The following is a 15,792-nucleotide window of genomic DNA, read 5'->3' on the forward strand; positions in this document are numbered from 1 at the left end:
CGCAGGGCCCGGGCGCCGCAACGGCGTCCGGGCCCTGAGGGGTGCTACGAGCTGACTGCTCAGGCCTCGTCGGCGGGGGTCTCGGCGGCCTCGTCGGCAGCGGCCTCGACGGCGGTCTCAGCGGTGGTGGCGGCCTCGGCCGGCTCCTCCGTCTCGTCCTCGTCGAAGTTGATCTCCTCGCCGTTGGTGTCACGCACCGTGGCGTCCTCGACGACCAGGGCCAGCGCCTTGCCGCGGGCGACCTCGCCCACCAGCAGCGGCACCTGGCCACCCTGCACGATCTGCTGGGCGAACTGGTCCGGGGTCATGCCCGAGCCCGCGGCGCGGCGGATGAGGTGCTCGGTGAGCTCCTCCTGGTTGACGCCGACCTCGTGCTTGGCGACGATCTCGTCCAGCACGAACTGGGTCTTGATGCCCTTCTTCGCCTGGTCCGCGGTCTCCGTCTCGAAGTCCTCGACGGTCTTGTCCTGGGTGGCCAGGTAGGCCTCCAGGGTCATCCCCATCGGCTCGAGCTGGTGGTGCGTCAGGTTGTGCTTGCGGGTCTCGACCTCGTCCTTGAGAAGCTTCTCCGGGTACTCGATCTCGATCTTCGCCAGCAGGGCGTCCAGCACGCGCTCCTGGGCCTGGGTGGCCTGGTCGAACTCCTTCATGCGCTCAAGGCGCTTGCGGGAGTCCTCGCGCAGCTCGTCCAGAGTGTCGAACTCGCTCGCCAGCTGGGCGAACTCGTCGTCGAGCTCGGGGAGCTCCTTCTCCTGGACGGCGGTGACGGTGACGGTCACCTCGGAGCTCTGGCCGGCCTGGGTGCCGCCCTTGAGCTCGGTGGTGAAGGTCTTCGAGCCGCCGGCCTCCAGGCCGATGACGGCCTCGTCGATGCCGTCGAGCAGCCGGCCGGAGCCGATCTCGTAGCTCACGCCGGTGGCGGTGCCGTCCTCCGGCACCTCACCGTCGACCTTGGCCTCCAGGTCGACGACGACGATGTCGCCCTCGGCCGCGGCGCGCTCGACGTCCTTGACCGAGGAGAAGCGCTCGCGCAGCTGCTCCAGGGACTTGTCGATGTCGGCGTCCTCGACCACGATCGGGTCGACGGTCACCTCGATCTCGCCGAACTCCGGCAGGGTGATCTCCGGACGGACGTCGACCTCGGCGGTGAACTTGAGGTCACCGCCGTCGGCGAGGCGCTCGACACCCTCGATGTCGGTGATGTCGGGCTGGCCGAGGACCTCGATCTTGCCCTCGTCGACGGCCTGCGTGTAGAAGCGCGGCAGGGCGTCGTTGACCGCCTCTTCCAGCACGGCGGCACGGCCGAAGCGCTGGTCGATGACGCGGTTCGGGATCTTGCCCTTACGGAAGCCCGGGACCGAGACCTGCTGGTTGATCTTCTTGTACGCCGCGTCGAGGCTGGGCTTGAGCTCCTCGAAGGGCACCTCGACGGTGAGTCGAACCCGAGTCGGGTTCAGAGTCTCGACGGCGCTCTTCACGGTGGGGTCTCCTATGGGGCTTGCGGTCGGCTTGTCTGGTCCGAGCCGCCCCCCGAAGGGTCGCGGACCGGGCAGACGGGTGATGAGCCACCTGGTGCGGCATCTCCCGTATCGGGGTGGACGGCGAGCGGCTCACCCCCGACGGTGCGAGGAGGGGCCGTGGCTCTGTCACCCGGGCGGTCGGCCTGTATGCCACAGGGACTACCGCCAGCGGCCCATCCTACCGGTACCACGAAAGGCGCACGCCAGGGCACCACCGTGCTGCTCTCCAGCACCCCTGGTAACCGGCCCCTGGTAACCGCCCCTGGAAAGCAACGACAGGGCCCCGCCCGGCTGGACGAGACCCTGCAACGATCGTGGTCGGGGTGACCGGATTCGAACCGACGGCCTTCCGCTCCCAAAGCGGACGCGCTACCAAACTGCGCCACACCCCGCACTGTCGCGAGAGGAAGCGTACACGCCGGGCATCGGCGGCTCGCCGATATTTCCCGGCTCCGCAGCGGAGCGCAAAGCGGTGTGCGAGCGGGCGGCCCGACCAGGTAAGCTGTGCCCGTCCTCCTGACCGGTGACGACCGGGACGGCGGCATGCGGGCGTAGCTCAATGGTAGAGCCCTAGTCTTCCAAACTAGCCACGCGAGTTCGATTCTCGTCGCCCGCTCCGATGCTTCGGCCCCGGCTCCCCGAGTCGGGGCCGTTCGCATGTCCGGACCGTTGGCCGCCGGACCTCGGCCCGTCCTCGACCAGGACTCGACCGGGACTCGACCAACTCGACTGACTGGCCGGCTCGGAGGGAGAGCGACATGGGCCCCGAGCAGCGGCTGGCAGTGATCCAGCGCGCGGTGATCCGGGAGATGGCGGGCTACGGACGGGAGTTCACCGTCGACGGCGCCCTGCTGCGCGGCCCCGGCACGACCGCCGTGGCGGTCCGCGAGCACCCCGCGGCGGACGGCGCCGCCGGGCACGCCGACCTCGGCTTCGTGCTGCGCCTGGGCAGCGCCGACACCCCCGTGCTCTGGGACTGCGCGGCGGGCCTGGGCACCACCGAGGAGGAGAAGCTCGACAGCGCGGTGCGGATGTGGGCGGCCACCACCGCGGCCACCGTGGTCGAACTCCTCGACGGCCAGGGCCAGTACGGCGACCACCTGCGCCCCGAGCGGCTGCCCGGCTGGCACGCGGTGCAGAGCCCGGCCACCGTCTTCGGCTTCGGCCGCGCCGACCTCTCCGGCTGGCTCGGCGAGCGCGAGCTGCTGCCGGCGCTGGCCGACACCCTGGCGCCCGAGCTGGCGGATCGCCGGCTGACCGGCGTCAAGGTGTTCTTCGGCGGCCGGGTGGGCGACGAGGTGGCCGAGGTCCGGGTGAACGGCGAACTGGCCCACGGCGCCTCCCGGGCGCTGGGCGCGCTGGACTGGCCGCGCGGCGAACGGTTCTGCTGGGCGCGGCTGTTCGTGCTGCTGACGGCCGACCAGGGCGTGCTGGAGCTCGCCCGGGCCGCCGAGCGTCCGCTGCCCGCGACGCAGCCGCCGCCGACCGCCGCGACTCCCGCGCCGGCCCGGCGCGGCCCGCTCAGCCGCTGGTGGCAGGCCCGGCGGGCCGGTCAGTAGGGGTCGACCGCCCGCACGACCGGGTCAGCTGCCGATGTGGCCGATCGCCTGGGCCAGTTGGGTGAGGAAGTCCTGGATCGGCTTGGCGGCCGTGGACTGGTTGAGCATGAAGCCGAAGAGCGCGGCCAGGATCGCGTGCGGCACCTTCATTTGCTTATTGCGGATGAAGATCAGCAGGACGACACCGAACAGGAACAGCAAGGAGACGGAGAGTGCCACCCGGAGACTCACTTCCTCATGTCATGGCGACGAGGACCCCGGCCGTTCCGACGGTCCCGAAGCGGAAACCGCCGACCACACCCGTAGTCCGGGAGTCGTACGGCTGACTCCTGGGAGTCCGACTACGCCGCACCTGATGCCCCCGCTCCCCCGCGTCCCGGTCAGTCCCGCCCGGACTCAGTGTGGTCGACCGTGCCGACTGCGTAAAGGACTTGCCGCTGACCTGTGCCAAGGATTCTGCGATGTGAGACGATTTTCCGCCGTCCGAGACAATAGCCGAGCGCGGCTGACGACCCGTCGGCGGGGCGATCACCAGCGCCGCCCGGGTGCTGACGTGGCGTCCGCAGGGCGGTCCGGGATTGGCCGAAGATCACCGCTGGCACTTGACAAGCCGCCGGCCGGCCGAAGATCAGTCGCGCCAGAGCAGCAGGACGGCACGGTCGTCGTTGATGTCCTTGGCGACCGTCTCGATCAGCCGCCCCGCGGCGCCGTGGCTGCCCGCGCCCAGGTGGGCGCCGGCCACCAGGCGGTCGGCCTCGCCCATCAGCCGGTCCATCCCCTCGGAGAGGTCCCGGCCCGGTGCCTCGACCATGCCGTCGGTGCAGAGCATCAGCACGTCGCCCGGGCCCAGCCGCCCGCGGACGCCCTCGAACTTGGCGCCGTCGTAGATGCCGAGCAGCGGGCCCTCCTGGGACTCCTTGACCTCCCAGCGGCCCGCGCCCGCCAGCCGCTGCATGCCCGGCAGGTGGCCGGCCGAGAGCAGCTCGTACTCCCCGGTGTCCAGGTCGAGCGCGAGGTGCACAGCGGTGGCGAAGCCCTCCTCCCACTCCTGGCGCAGCAGATAGCCGTTGGCGGCGGGCAGGAAGTCGTGCGCGGGCAGCGAGCCGAGCAGGCCGCCGAAGGCCCCGGAGAGCAGCAGCGCGCGCGATCCAGCGTCCATCCCCTTGCCCGAGACGTCGGCGAGCACCGCCTCCAGCACCCGGCGGCCCGGGCCGGTGCGGGCGGCCACCACGAAGTCGCCCGAGAAGGACTGCCCGCCGGCCGGGCGCAGTGCCATATCGGCGTGCCAGCCCTGCGGCAGCGCGGGCACCCGGCTCTGCACCCGCAGGCGCTCGCGCAGGTCGAAGAGCATCGAGCCGCCGCCGCGCCACGGCACCCCGACCCGGCTGCGGAACTGCGCGACCAGCAGCCCGGCCACCCCGACCGCGCCGACCACCAGGGCCGCGCCGGGGGTGACCCCGAAGACGTACGCGTCGGGGCGCGCGCTGGCCACCCGCTCGCCGGTGTGGATCACTGACTCGGTGGAGAGGCCCAGCGCCGCCGCCGCGTAGAGCAGCACCAGTGAGCCCGGGCGCAGCAGCAGGGCGCCGGCCAGGATCGGCAGCACCAGCGCGGTGGGCGGGACCCAGGCCGGGATCCAGACGTTCAGCGCCACCAGCAGCGGCACCATCAGCAGCAGGACCGCGAAGGCGAGCCAGTCCGCCGCGTCACCGCGGAAGTAGTCCACCCCGGTTCGGCGCAGCGTTCGGCGGGCCCGGTAGAGCCGCTTGCGCAACCGGGCCTTCAGAGGGTCCGCGGCGGCGTCCCCCGTCGCGGTCGGCCGGGGCGGTGTGCCCGGCGTGCTGCCAGCCATGGGGGCTGACCCTATCCACCACAGGCGGCCCGCGTCGACGGCGAGGTCGCGCAACTGTCGAATGGCTACCTGATTTCAGCCGGGCCGAGGAGCTCGGCCGGGGCTCACCGGGCAGCCACCGGAAGCCAGTTGAGGCGCACGGCGGCTGTGCGCGCCGGTCCGGGCCGACCGCGCGCCGCCGGGTTTCCACCGCGCCGCACGCCTGCGTGATACCTGTGTCATATGACGCCACTTGCCGATCATTCCGACGCCCTGGCCCTGCGCACCCTGTCCGCGTCCGACTGGGACGCCTGGTACCGCTGTGTGGAGATCGCCTTCGGCGGTGAGTCGGAGTCGGACGAGCGGCGGGCGCTGTGGCGGGGACTGACCGAGTTCGAGCGGTCACTGGGCGTCTGGGACGGCGCCACCCCGGTCGGCGCGGCGGCCGCCTACTCGTTCCGGATGGCGGTGCCCGGCGGCGCCGTGCTGGCCACCGCCGGCGTGGCCAACGTCGGTGTGCTGCCCACCCACCGGCGGCGCGGAGTGCTCACCGCGCTGATGCGCCACCAGCTGGACGAGTTCCACGAGCGCGGCGAGACGCTGGCGGTGCTGACCGCCTCCGAGCCCGCCATCTACGGGCGGTACGGCTACGGACTGGCCACCTGGAAGATGGGGGTGGAGATCGACCGCACCCGGGTGCGGGTGCGCCAGGGCGCCGACGAGGGCATCCGGCTGCGACTGGCCGACCCGGCCGAGGCCTCGGCGGCCTGCGAGCGGCTGTACGCGGACCAGGTGGCCAAGCGTCCGGGCATGCTGGTCCGGCTGCCCGGCTGGGAACGGCTGCCGCTGCTGGACTCCCCCGCCGAGCGCCGGGGCGCCTCCGCGCTGCTGTGCGTGCTGGCCGAGGAGCGGGACGACGGCGAACTGCTCGGCTACGCCCGGTACAGCGCCAAGGGCGAGTGGCTGCACGGCGGTCCGGCCGGCGCGGTGCGGGTGCGCGACATCACGGCGGCCAACCCGCGGGCGTACGCGGCACTCTGGGGCTTCCTGCTGGACCTGGACCTCACCGACACCGTCAGCGCCGACAACCTGCCGGTGGACGACCCGCTGCTGCACCTGGTCTCCGACCCGCGCCGACTGCGGCCCAAGCTGTCGGACGCGCTCTTCCTGCGACTGGTCGACGTCGGCGACGCGCTCTGCTCACGCGACTACCAGGCCCCGCTGGACGTGGTGCTGGAGGTGACGGACGACTTCTGCCCGTGGAACACCGGCCGCTGGCGGCTGCACAGCGCGGGGCCGGGCAAGGGGGCGAACTGCGAGCCGACCACGGACCGGGCCGAGCTGGCGCTGTCCGCACGCGAGTTGGGCTCGGCCTACCTCGGCGGCCGGTCGCTGTCGGCGCTGGCCGGGGCCGGCCTGGTACAGGAGCTGCGCGACGGCGCGCTGGCCGAGGCCTCGCGGGCCTTCGGCTGGGACGTCGCGCCCTGGCTGCCGCACGGATTCTGATCCGTCAACGGCAGCCAGGCCGGTCGACGGTGGGTCAGCCCTGCGGGTGGTGGGCCGGGATCGCGGGGAGCTCGCCGGTGATCTCGTACTGCGACAGCATCTCGATCCGGCGGGTGTGCCGCGGCTCGCCGCTGTACGGGGTGGCCAGGAAGATCTCGACGAACTTCGTCGCCTCCTCCTGGGTGTGCATCCGGCCGCCGACGCTGATCACGTTGGCGTTGTTGTGCTCGCGGCCGAGCGCGGCGGTCTGCTCGCTCCAGGCCAGCGCGGCGCGAACGCCCTTGACCTTGTTCGCGGCGATCTGCTCGCCGTTGCCCGAGCCGCCGATCACGATGCCCAGCGCCTCGGGGTCGGCGGCGGTGCGCTCGGCGGCGCGCAGGCAGAACGGCGGGTAGTCGTCCTCGGCGTCGTAGATGTGCGGGCCGCAGTCGATCGGCTCGTGGCCGGCCTTCGTGAGCCACTCCACGAGGTGGTTCTTCAGTTCATATCCGGCATGGTCGGAACCCAGGTACACGCGCATGCGTATGAGTGTGGCATGCGCGTGTGCCCGAATCCCCGCACGGGTCAGGCGCGGCGGCCGACCAGCCGCCAGGCCAGCGGCAGCGCCCCGGTCGCCAGCAGCACCTTGAGGCCGTCGCCGACCAGGTAGGGGTAGAGCCCGAGTTGGGCGGCCCGGGCCAGCGGCACGTGCAGCGCGGCGGCCAGGTACGGGACGCCGACCGCGTAGATCGCCAGGTTGCCGAGCACCATCGCGACGGCGGTCCGCAGCGGGCTGCGGTCCGCACCGCGCCGGGCCAGCAGGCCGGTCAGGCTGCCGGCCAGCACAAAGCCCAGCACATAGCCCAGGCTCGGCGCCGCCCAGCCGGAGCTGCCGGCCGCGAACCAGGGCAGTCCGGCCATCCCGGCCAGCAGGTAGAGGGTCAGCGCGGCCGCGCCGCGCCGGGCGCCCAGCGCCGTGCCGACCAGCAGGGCGGCGAAGGTCTGGCCGGTGACCGGGACGGGCGAGCCGGGCACGTTCACCGAGAGCTGGGCGGCCAGGCCGGTCAGTGCGGCGCCGCCGGCCACCAGGGCCAACTCGCGGGCCTGGGCCGCGAACCGGCCGGAGGCGGCGGGCAGCAGATCGGCCAGGACGGTGCGGGACGGTATCGGCGCGGCGATGGCCATCGGAGGTCTCCACTCGGGGCGGGGTCAGTGATCATCTGTGAACCTACGCGTCCGAACCGTTTCCTTCGACTGATGGTCCGACAAAGCGCCGACGCCTTCCGTTGTGGGATTCCACCCCGATTGCCACCCTTGAGTACCCGGTTCGTCACAGTGAGTCAGCGGACATTCCGGATACTGGGCCGCCTGGCGATGCCCTTGGCGTCTCAGCCAATGCACCGGATAGTGAGACGGCAAGTCCGATTGTCGAACGTCTGGATCCGCTTCATGGCCCCCACCTCCGCCCCGCCGGCGCCCAGCGCGCCGACGCTCGCTCCGACCGGGACCGAAGAACCGCAGCTCACCCACGGTCTCAAGCCGCGCCATCTGTCGATGATCGCGCTCGGCGGGGTCATCGGCGCCGGCCTCTTCGTCGGCTCCGGGGCCGGCATCGCCGCCGCCGGACCGGCGATCATCCTGGCGTTCACGCTCTCCGGGCTGCTGGTCATGCTGATCATGCGGATGCTCGGCGAGATGTCGGCCGCCCGGCCGGCCTCCGGCTCCTTCTCGGTGCACGCGGAGAAGGAGATCGGTCCGTGGGCCGGGGTGACGGCCGGCTGGATGTACTGGGTGATGCTCTGCTGCGGCGTGGCCGCCGAGGCGACTGCGGCCGGCGGCATCATGAACTCCTGGCTGCCGGGTGTGCCTGGCTGGGCCTGGGTCGCCGTGTTCATGGCCTTCTTCTGCGCCAGCAACCTGACCTCGGTGAAGAACTTCGGCGAGTTCGAGTTCTGGTTCGCCGCCATCAAGATCACCGCGATCGTGGCCTTCCTGGTCCTCGGCGTGCTGGGCGTCTGCGGCGTGCTGGGCTCGGGCGGCGCGCCCGGCGCCCGCAACCTCACCGGCCACGGCGGCTTCCTGCCGAACGGCACCAGCGGACTGATCACCGGCCTGCTCGCCTCGGTCTTCGCCTACGGCGGCCTGGAGACGGTCACCATCGCCGCCGCCGAGTCCGCCGACCCGCGGCGCAACGTCGCCAACGCGGTGCGCACGGCGGTCTGGCGGATCGCCGTCTTCTACATCGGCTCGATGGCCCTGATCGTCACGCTGGTGCCGTGGAACGACCCGGCCGTGGTCAAGGAGGGCCCGTACGTCACCGTGCTGCGCTTGCTGCAGGTGCCGGGGGCGGCCACGGTGATGCAGGCGGTGGTGCTGATCGCTCTGCTGTCGGCGATGAACGCCAATATCTACGGCGCCTCCCGGATGGCCTTCTCGCTGGTCGGCCGCGGCCAGGGGCCCAAGGCGCTGGCACGGGTCGGCGGCGGGGTGCCGCGCCTTGCGGTGCTGGCCTCCTGCGCGTTCGGCTTCGGCGCGGTGCTGGCCGGCTACTGGTGGCCGGACACCGTCTTCAGCTGGCTGATGAACACCACCGGCGTCGCCGTCCTGGTGGTCTGGGTCTTCATCGCGCTCTCCCAGCTGCGGATGCGCCGCCGCCTGGAGCGCGAGGCGCCCGAGCTGCTGACCGTGCGGATGTGGTGCTTCCCCTATCTGACCTGGGTCGCGCTGGCCGGGGTGGTCGGGATCCTGGCGCTGATGACCACCACCGCCGGCGACCGGGCGCAGCTCTACGCGGCCGGCGTCCTGGTGGCGCTGCTGAGCGCGGCCGGCTATGCCAAGCAGCGCCGGGACGCCCGTCGAAAGTAAGGCGGGCGCTGTCGGTAGCACGTGAAAAGATGCGGCCTTAGGGGCAAGACCTGCCCCTGAGATCTGCACAGCACCGTGCGAGCCGGACAAAGGAGTACCGCAGTGCCGGGGAAGAACCTCAGCCGGGACGAAGCACAGCAGCGCGCCGGGATCCTGAGCGTGGACGGCTACGAGGTACACCTCGACGTCACCAGCGCGCCCGACGCCTCCGCCGCGACCTTCCGCTCCACCACCACCATCCGCTTCCGGGCCACCGAGACGGGCGGCTCCACCTTCGTGGACCTGCTCGCCTCGGGTGTCCGATCCATCACGCTGAACGGGCAGCCGATCGATCCGGCCACCGCCTTCGACGGCGCCCGGGTCGCGATCAAGGGCCTGGCGGCCGTCAACGAGCTGGTGGTGGACGCCGACTGCGCGTACAGCCGCACCGGAGAGGGCCTGCACCGGTTCACCGACCCGGCCGACGGCGAGACGTACCTCTACACGCACTACGAGCCGGCCGAGGCCCGCCGGGTGTTCGCCAACTTCGAGCAGCCCGACCTCAAGGCGCCGTACGTCTTCACCGTGACGGCGCCGGCCGCCTGGGATGTCTACGCCAACTCGGCCGAGCGGGCCGTCGAGGAGCAGGACGGCGCCAGGGTCTGGCACTTCCTGGAGACCCAGCCGATCTCCACCTACCTGACCGCCGTGGTGGCCGGTCCGTACCACGTGGAGCGCGACCACTGGAGCCGTGAACTCCCGGACGGCACCCGGCTGGAGATCCCGCTGGCGGCCACCTGCCGCAAGTCGCTGGCCCCGCACTTCGACGCGGCGGAGATCTTCGCCGTCACCAAGCAGGGCCTGGACTTCTTCCACGACGAGTTCGACTACCCGTACCCGTTCGGCAAGTACGACCAGTGCTTCGTGCCCGAGTACAACATCGGCGCGATGGAGAACCCGGGCTGTGTGACCTTCCGCGAGGAGTACGTCTTCCGCTCCCGGGTCACCGAGGCCGCCTACGAGGGCCGGGCCAACGTCATCCTGCACGAGATGGCGCACATGTGGTTCGGCGACCTGGTCACCATGCGCTGGTGGGACGACCTGTGGCTGAAGGAGTCCTTCGCGGACTTCATGGGCGCCTTCTCCCAGCAGGCCGCCACCGGGTTCCAGTCGGCCTGGGTGACCTTCGCCAACCAGCGCAAGGCCTGGGCCTACAAGCAGGACCAGTACCCGACCACGCACCCGATCACCGCCGACATCCGCGACGTCGAGGACGCCAAGCTCAACTTCGACGGCATCACCTACGCCAAGGGCGCGGCGGTGCTCAAGCAGCTGGTCGCCTACGCCGGACGGGACGCCTTCTTCGAGGGCGCCCGGCAGTACTTCAAGCGGCACGCCTTCGGGAACACCGTGCTCGGCGACCTGCTGGAGGTGCTCGCGGTGACCTCCGGTCGCGGCGAGCAGGCGATGGCCGACTGGTCGGCGGCCTGGCTGCAGACCGCCGGGGTCAACTCGCTCACCCCGCAGCTGACCGTGGACAGCGAGGGCCGGATCACCGAACTCGCCATCCTGCAGGACGCGGCGGCCGAGCACCCGACGCTGCGTACGCACCGGATCGCGGTCGGCCTCTACGACCACGGGGACGACGGTTCGCTGCTGCGCACCGCCCGGGTCGAGCTGGACGTGACCGGCGCGCGCACCGTCGTCGAGGAGCTGACCGGCCGCCCGCGTCCGGCCCTGATCCTGGTCAACGACGACGACCTGACCTACTGCAAGATCCGCTTCGACCCCGACTCCCTTGCCACCGTGCGCAGTTCGCTGGGCGAGATCAGCGAGCCGCTGGCCCGGGCGCTGGCCTGGTCGGCCTGCTGGAACCTCACCCGGGACGGGCTGATGCCGGCCCGCGACTACGTGGCCCTGGTGCTGCGCTTCGCCGGCACCGAGTCCGAGATCGGCGTGCTGCAGAGCCTGCACCAGCAGGCGCTGGGCGCCGTGCAGTTGTACGCCGACCCGGCCTGGCGAGCGGAGGGCGAGCGGCTGCTGGCCGAGGGCGCGCTGCGCGAGCTGCGACTCGCCACTCCCGGCAGCGACCACCAGCTCGCCTGGGCCCGCTTCCTGGCCCACACCGCCGGTACCGACGAGCAGCTCCAGCTGATCGAGGGCCTGCTGGCCGGGCACGCCAAGATCGACGGCCTGGAGATCGACCAGGACCTGCGCTGGTCGTTCTGGCTCGCGCTCTCCGCCGAGGGTCGCGCCACCGTCCAGCAGATCGACGCCGAGCTGAAGCGGGACAACACCGCGGGCGGCAACCAGCAGGCCGTCCAGGCGCTGGCCGCCCGGCCCACCGCCGAGGCCAAGGCGGCCGCCTGGTCGGCGGTGGTCGACTCCGACGCGCTGCCCAACGCGCTGGTCAGCGCGCAGACGGCGGGCTTCGCCCAGGCCGGTCAGCGCGAGCTCACCGCGCCGTACACGCCGCGCTACTTCGCGCTGCTGGAGCAGATCTGGGCGGAGCGCAGCATCGAGATCGCGATGCGCTTCGTCAGCGGCTTCTTCCCGGGGCTGCACACCGACCAGGCGACGCTGGACGCCACCGACGCCTGGCTGACCGGCCACCCCGACGCGGCGCCCGCGCTGCGCCGGCTGATCCTGGAGCGCCGCGACGACCTGGCCCGCGCCCTGCGGGCCCAGGCCGCCGACCGCGCCTGAGCCAACGGCGAACGGCCCGCCCCCGCGCAGTGCGGGGGCGGGCCGCTCGCCGTTTAGGCCGGGCGGTCCCGGTGCTACTTGAGGGTGGCCGAGGTCAAGCCGGACTGCACCTGCTTCTGGAACGAGAGGTAGACCACCAGCACCGGCAGCATCGCGATCGTCATGCCCGCGAAGAGGCCGGGGAAGTCGCTCGCGTAGCCCGAGGTGGAGGCCAGGTTGACCAGGCCCTGGGCCAGCATCGAGCGGTCCGGGTCGCCGGAGCCCTGCTGCTGCATCAGGGTGACCGGCAGCAGGTACTGGTTCCACTGCCCCAGCACATTGAAGATGCCGACGCTGATCAGGCCGGACTTCGCCATCGGCAGCATCACCTGGAAGAACGCCCGGGCGTGCGAGCAGCCGTCCATCATCGCCGCCTCGTGCACCGCGGTGGGCAGCGTGCGGAAGAACGAGTGCAGGAAGAAGACGGTGAACGGCAGCGAGTACGCGACGTACACCAGGATCAGGCCCACATAGCTGTTCAACCCGAGCAGCGGGGAGATCTGACCGAGGTTCTTCACCATGAAGAAGAGCGGGACCAGCGCGAGGTACACCGGGAACATCGCACCCGCGACGAACATGTAGAAGATCACCCGGTTGCCGCGGAACTCATAGCGGGCCAGCACATAGGCCGCCATCGCGCCGAGCAGCATCGTCAGGGTCAGCGAACCGGCCAGCACGATCAGCGTGTTGGTGAAGTAGCCGCCGATGCCGCCCTTCTCCCAGGCCCGGCCGAACGCGCTGAAGCCCCAGTGCGAGGGCCAGGACCAGGCGCTGCCGCCGATCTCGGCGTTGTTCTTGAACGAGCCCAGCACCACCCAGGCGAGCGGCAGGATGATCATGATCGCCCAGATGGCGAGGAAGCCGTGCGAGAACACGTTGATGACGCCGCCGCCGTCGGCGAAGCGCTGCTCCTTGGCCGGCCGTCGCGCCGCGCTGCTCGGCGAGCGCTGCTCCGGGACGGTGCTCTTCTTGTCAAGCTTGGTACTCATGCCTCGGCCCCGCTCAGTACTCGATCCGCTCGCGCCGGGTGACCCGCAGCGAGACGACGGACAGGATGAGGGTGATGAAGAAGATCACAACACCCATGGCACAGGCGTAGCCGGCCTTGCCGAACGGCAGGAAGTTGCGCATCAGGTAGGTGGCCAGCACCTCACTGCGGTGGTTGGGGCCGCCGCCGTAGATGCCCGCGGGCGGGGTCATCGTGGAGACGAGCGCGAAGGCGTCCATCGCGGCGATCGCCAGATACACCCACGCGGTCTGGATGGTGTCCCAGAGCAGCGGAATGGTGATCTTGAAGAAGGTCTGCGAACGGCCCGAGCCGTCCAGCAGCGCTGCCTCGTAGATGTCCTTGGGAATCGACTGCATCGCGGCCGAGAACATCACCAGGTAGAAGCCGACGCCGGACCAGATCAGCACCGCGAGGATGCACCAGAAGACCAGGTCGGGGTCGGAGAGCCAGAGGATCGGCTGCTGCGCGTTCTCCAGGCCCAGTTTGATCAGGATGCCGTTGAGCAGGCCGCCGCCGTCGGTGCGGTAGACCGCCTCGAACAGCACCGCCAGGATCGCCACGGACAGCACCTGCGGGAAGAAGAAGACCACCTTGTAGAAGCCGGCCCCGCGCACCCCCTGGATGCCGCCGGTCCCGCCGCGTCCGCCGACGTTGAGCATGAAGGCGAAGAACAGCGCCAGCACGATGGTGACCAGCGGCAGCAGGATGATGAGCAGCAGGTTGTGGCCCAGCGCCGTCATGAAGACGTCGTCGTGCAGCAGCGCGGTGTAGTTCTTGAAGCCGACGAAGTTCATCGTCGGTGAGACGCCCGACCAGTCCGTCAGCGAGTAGCCGAAGGTCTGGATGTAGGGCCAGATCACCAGCACTGTGTAGAGCAGCACCGGGAGGAAGAGAAAGCCCACGATGAATGGGTACTTACGATGACGCATGAAGGTTGCTCCTGTCCGCCACAGCCTGCCGCGGGCGCGGGCGCACCGGAGACCGCGGGGCGGTCTCCGGTGCCAGTTGTCACTGGGGTGTGACCTGTCGTCAGGCGGGCTTGACCTTGGCGGCCGCCGCCTTGGCCTGGGCGATCCACTGGTCCGGGCCGATCCGCTTGGCGCAGAGGTCGGCGGTGGCCGCCTGCAGCGCGGTGTCGAACTCGGTCTGGATGTCCGGGTAGGTGTAGTAGAAGGTGTTGGTGCCCGCGGCGGTCAGCGCCGCCGAGGAGGACTTGGTGCCCGGCTTGAGCACCACGTCGGCGCCCACGCCGTCCTTGAGGACGGTCAGCGAGTTGGCCGCCGAGGCGAACTGGCCGGAGGCGCCCTTGGTGAGCATGATCCGCAGGAACTCCAGGCCGCCGGCGTTGTTCTTGGCCTGCTTGGGGACGATGAACGGCTCGCCCGCGCCGGCCCGCAGCGTGTTCGGCGGCATCTTGTCGCCCGCCAGCGACGGGACCGGCAGGAAGGCCATGTCGAAGTCGGCCGGCGTGATCTTGATCATCTCGTTCTCGAGCCAGGAGCCGCACGGGATGAAGGCGGCCTTGCCCTGGCACCAGGCGGTCTGCGACTCGGTGTGCGTCATGCCGTTGGTGCCGGGGAGCAGGTAGTCCTTGTCCATGATCTCGTAGAAGGCCGAGACGCCCGCCTTGACCGCCGGGTCGTCGTACGCCGTCGGGTCGCACGCGTCCAGGCGCTTGAACAGGTCCATCCCGCCCTGCTTGGCGATCAGGTCCATCAGCGTGTAGTTGGCGTAGTACGGGTACTTGCCCTGGTGCGCGAAGGGGGCGATGCCCGACGCCTTGATCGTGGCGCTCAGGGTCATGAAGTCGTCCCAGGTCTTGGGCGGCGTCCAACCCTTCTCCTGGAAGAGCTTGTTGGAGTACCAGAGACCGAAGACGGTGTAGACGTAGTTGAGCGACCAGACCTTGCCGTCGATGGTGCCGGCGTCCAGGGTGCCCGGGAGCAGGACGTCGCGGACCTTCTTGGTCGGGTCGTCCAGGTAGGGCGCGTCCAGCAGCGGGGTCAGCTCGGTGAGCTGGCCGTTCTTCGCCAGCACGTCCAGCTTGAGCTGCGAGGCACCGGAGTTGTCGACGACATCGGGCGGGCTGCCGGCGTTGAAGCGCGGCTGGAGCTTGCCGGCGATGTCGGTGGTGCCCAGGTGGCTGATCTTGGCCCCGGGGTAGTCCTTGGTGTAGATCGCCTCGAAGGCCTTGGCGTAGTCGTCGCCGTAGCCGCCCTTGAAGATCACCACGTCGAGCGGGTCGCTCGCCTTGACGCCGAAGGGGTTGCTCGCGCTGCCGCCGCCCGGGCTCGCGCTCCCGCCGCCGCTGCTGCTGCCGGTGCCGCCGGCGCAGGCCGCGAGCAGCGAACCGCCGCCGGCCGCCAGGACGGTGATCGCGGCCGCGCGCTTGAAGATGTCGCGGCGGTTGTACTCGATTGCAGAGCCCATGAGTGCCCTAACCCCTCGCCCTCAATGTATGGATCGGTTTTCCGTGCTGCGCAGGTGCTGCCGAACTCCGCGCAGAGCCCTGCGGAGGGCTCGCGCGGTGTGCAAGTGCTGGGTCGGCGACGGCCGCCGCCGTGGGTCGACGGTCCGTCAACTGTCCTGCCTCGACCGTGCCTTCACCGTGCCTCGCGGCGAAGGTGCCGGTCAGAGGCGGTTTCGTCGATGGGCAAAGGTATAGTCCTTTGTTCATCCGGCGGCAATAGTCTCCCCGTCGGTAACGCCTCGCAGGGGTCAAAGCGTTGTCGGCGGTGCAGCATGTGCAATGCGCAGGAAGCCTGCCTGTTTCAGGGCTCTGCGCGTCGGCCACCAGAA

The 15,792-nt window shown here is 70.8% G+C and carries 12 protein-coding genes and 2 tRNA genes; 5 read left to right on the top strand and 9 right to left on the bottom strand.

Features of this window, described 5'->3' with window-relative positions; all coding sequences use genetic code 11:
* Positions 1-59 precede the first annotated feature (59 nt).
* Positions 60-1,478, bottom strand: coding sequence for a trigger factor (gene tig / locus P3T34_RS13665; protein WP_280666310.1), 1,419 nt, complete (start codon positions 1,476-1,478; stop codon positions 60-62).
* A gap of 357 nt (positions 1,479-1,835) precedes the next feature.
* Positions 1,836-1,912 (bottom strand) — tRNA-Pro (locus P3T34_RS13670).
* A 153-nt stretch (positions 1,913-2,065) separates the two neighbouring features.
* Here P3T34_RS13670 and P3T34_RS13675 point away from each other — a divergent pair.
* Positions 2,066-2,136, top strand: a tRNA-Gly gene (locus tag P3T34_RS13675).
* Between the two features lie 142 nt (positions 2,137-2,278).
* Complete coding sequence (locus P3T34_RS13680) at positions 2,279-3,079, top strand: DUF6348 family protein (RefSeq protein ID WP_280666311.1); 801 nt, start codon at positions 2,279-2,281, stop codon at positions 3,077-3,079.
* A gap of 24 nt (positions 3,080-3,103) precedes the next feature.
* Here the strand turns inward: P3T34_RS13680 and P3T34_RS13685 are convergent, their stop codons facing one another.
* Together P3T34_RS13685 and P3T34_RS13690 are read right to left on the bottom strand one after the other, a co-directional pair.
* A complete protein-coding gene (locus P3T34_RS13685; RefSeq protein WP_280666312.1) occupies positions 3,104-3,298 on the bottom strand; it encodes a hypothetical protein in 195 nt (64 codons plus the stop codon).
* A 409-nt stretch (positions 3,299-3,707) separates the two neighbouring features.
* Positions 3,708-4,931 (bottom strand): PP2C family protein-serine/threonine phosphatase, encoded by a 1,224-nt coding sequence (locus P3T34_RS13690; RefSeq protein ID WP_280666313.1) that lies wholly within the window; start codon positions 4,929-4,931, stop codon positions 3,708-3,710.
* A 222-nt stretch (positions 4,932-5,153) separates the two neighbouring features.
* On the opposite strand from P3T34_RS13690, the gene P3T34_RS13695 reads away from it, so the two are divergent.
* On the top strand, positions 5,154-6,416 hold the full coding sequence (locus P3T34_RS13695; protein WP_280666314.1) for a GNAT family N-acetyltransferase: 1,263 nt from the start codon (positions 5,154-5,156) through the stop codon (positions 6,414-6,416).
* A 34-nt stretch (positions 6,417-6,450) separates the two neighbouring features.
* Here the strand turns inward: P3T34_RS13695 and P3T34_RS13700 are convergent, their stop codons facing one another.
* The gene (locus tag P3T34_RS13700; RefSeq protein ID WP_280666315.1) at positions 6,451-6,936 is read right to left on the bottom strand and encodes a ribose-5-phosphate isomerase; all 486 of its coding nucleotides are present in this window, start codon (positions 6,934-6,936) and stop codon (positions 6,451-6,453) included.
* A 44-nt stretch (positions 6,937-6,980) separates the two neighbouring features.
* Positions 6,981-7,580 (bottom strand): biotin transporter BioY, encoded by a 600-nt coding sequence (locus tag P3T34_RS13705; protein ID WP_280666316.1) that lies wholly within the window; start codon positions 7,578-7,580, stop codon positions 6,981-6,983.
* A gap of 264 nt (positions 7,581-7,844) precedes the next feature.
* Here P3T34_RS13705 and P3T34_RS13710 point away from each other — a divergent pair, with 264 nt between their 5' ends.
* Both P3T34_RS13710 and pepN read left to right on the top strand, forming a co-directional pair.
* Positions 7,845-9,260 (top strand): amino acid permease, encoded by a 1,416-nt coding sequence (locus P3T34_RS13710; RefSeq protein ID WP_280666317.1) that lies wholly within the window; start codon positions 7,845-7,847, stop codon positions 9,258-9,260.
* A 102-nt stretch (positions 9,261-9,362) separates the two neighbouring features.
* On the top strand, positions 9,363-11,945 hold the full coding sequence (gene pepN / locus P3T34_RS13715) for an aminopeptidase N (RefSeq protein WP_280666318.1): 2,583 nt from the start codon (positions 9,363-9,365) through the stop codon (positions 11,943-11,945).
* Between the two features lie 74 nt (positions 11,946-12,019).
* On the opposite strand, the gene P3T34_RS13720 is transcribed toward pepN, so the two are convergent.
* The 3 genes from P3T34_RS13720 to ngcE all read right to left on the bottom strand — a co-directional run bounded on the left by P3T34_RS13720 (position 12,020) and on the right by ngcE (position 15,423).
* Positions 12,020-12,973, bottom strand: coding sequence for a carbohydrate ABC transporter permease (locus tag P3T34_RS13720; protein WP_280666319.1), 954 nt, complete (start codon positions 12,971-12,973; stop codon positions 12,020-12,022).
* Between the two features lie 13 nt (positions 12,974-12,986).
* Complete coding sequence (locus P3T34_RS13725; RefSeq protein ID WP_280666320.1) at positions 12,987-13,922, bottom strand: sugar ABC transporter permease; 936 nt, start codon at positions 13,920-13,922, stop codon at positions 12,987-12,989.
* 100 nt (positions 13,923-14,022) lie between these two features.
* Entirely contained in the window at positions 14,023-15,423 is a 1,401-nt protein-coding gene (gene ngcE, locus P3T34_RS13730) for an N-acetylglucosamine/diacetylchitobiose ABC transporter substrate-binding protein (protein ID WP_280666321.1), read from the bottom strand.
* Between the last annotated feature and the right edge of the window lie 369 nt (positions 15,424-15,792).

Source organism: Kitasatospora sp. MAP12-44, from assembly GCF_029892095.1.
GTDB lineage: Bacteria > Actinomycetota > Actinomycetes > Streptomycetales > Streptomycetaceae > Kitasatospora.

Bases quoted from the DNA above. Each gene is read 5' to 3' on its own strand.
- P3T34_RS13700 (WP_280666315.1), bottom strand. From the start codon at position 6,936: ATGCGCGTGTACCTGGGTTCCGACCATGCCGGATATGAACTGAAGAAC.
- P3T34_RS13680 (WP_280666311.1), top strand. From the start codon at position 2,279: ATGGGCCCCGAGCAGCGGCTGGCAGTGATCCAGCGCGCGGTGATCCGG.
- P3T34_RS13710 (WP_280666317.1), top strand. From the start codon at position 7,845: ATGGCCCCCACCTCCGCCCCGCCGGCGCCCAGCGCGCCGACGCTCGCT.
- P3T34_RS13725 (WP_280666320.1), bottom strand. From the start codon at position 13,922: ATGCGTCATCGTAAGTACCCATTCATCGTGGGCTTTCTCTTCCTCCCG.
- P3T34_RS13720 (WP_280666319.1), bottom strand. From the start codon at position 12,973: ATGAGTACCAAGCTTGACAAGAAGAGCACCGTCCCGGAGCAGCGCTCG.
- P3T34_RS13705 (WP_280666316.1), bottom strand. From the start codon at position 7,580: ATGGCCATCGCCGCGCCGATACCGTCCCGCACCGTCCTGGCCGATCTG.
- P3T34_RS13690 (WP_280666313.1), bottom strand. From the start codon at position 4,931: ATGGCTGGCAGCACGCCGGGCACACCGCCCCGGCCGACCGCGACGGGG.
- P3T34_RS13695 (WP_280666314.1), top strand. From the start codon at position 5,154: ATGACGCCACTTGCCGATCATTCCGACGCCCTGGCCCTGCGCACCCTG.
- ngcE (WP_280666321.1), bottom strand. From the start codon at position 15,423: ATGGGCTCTGCAATCGAGTACAACCGCCGCGACATCTTCAAGCGCGCG.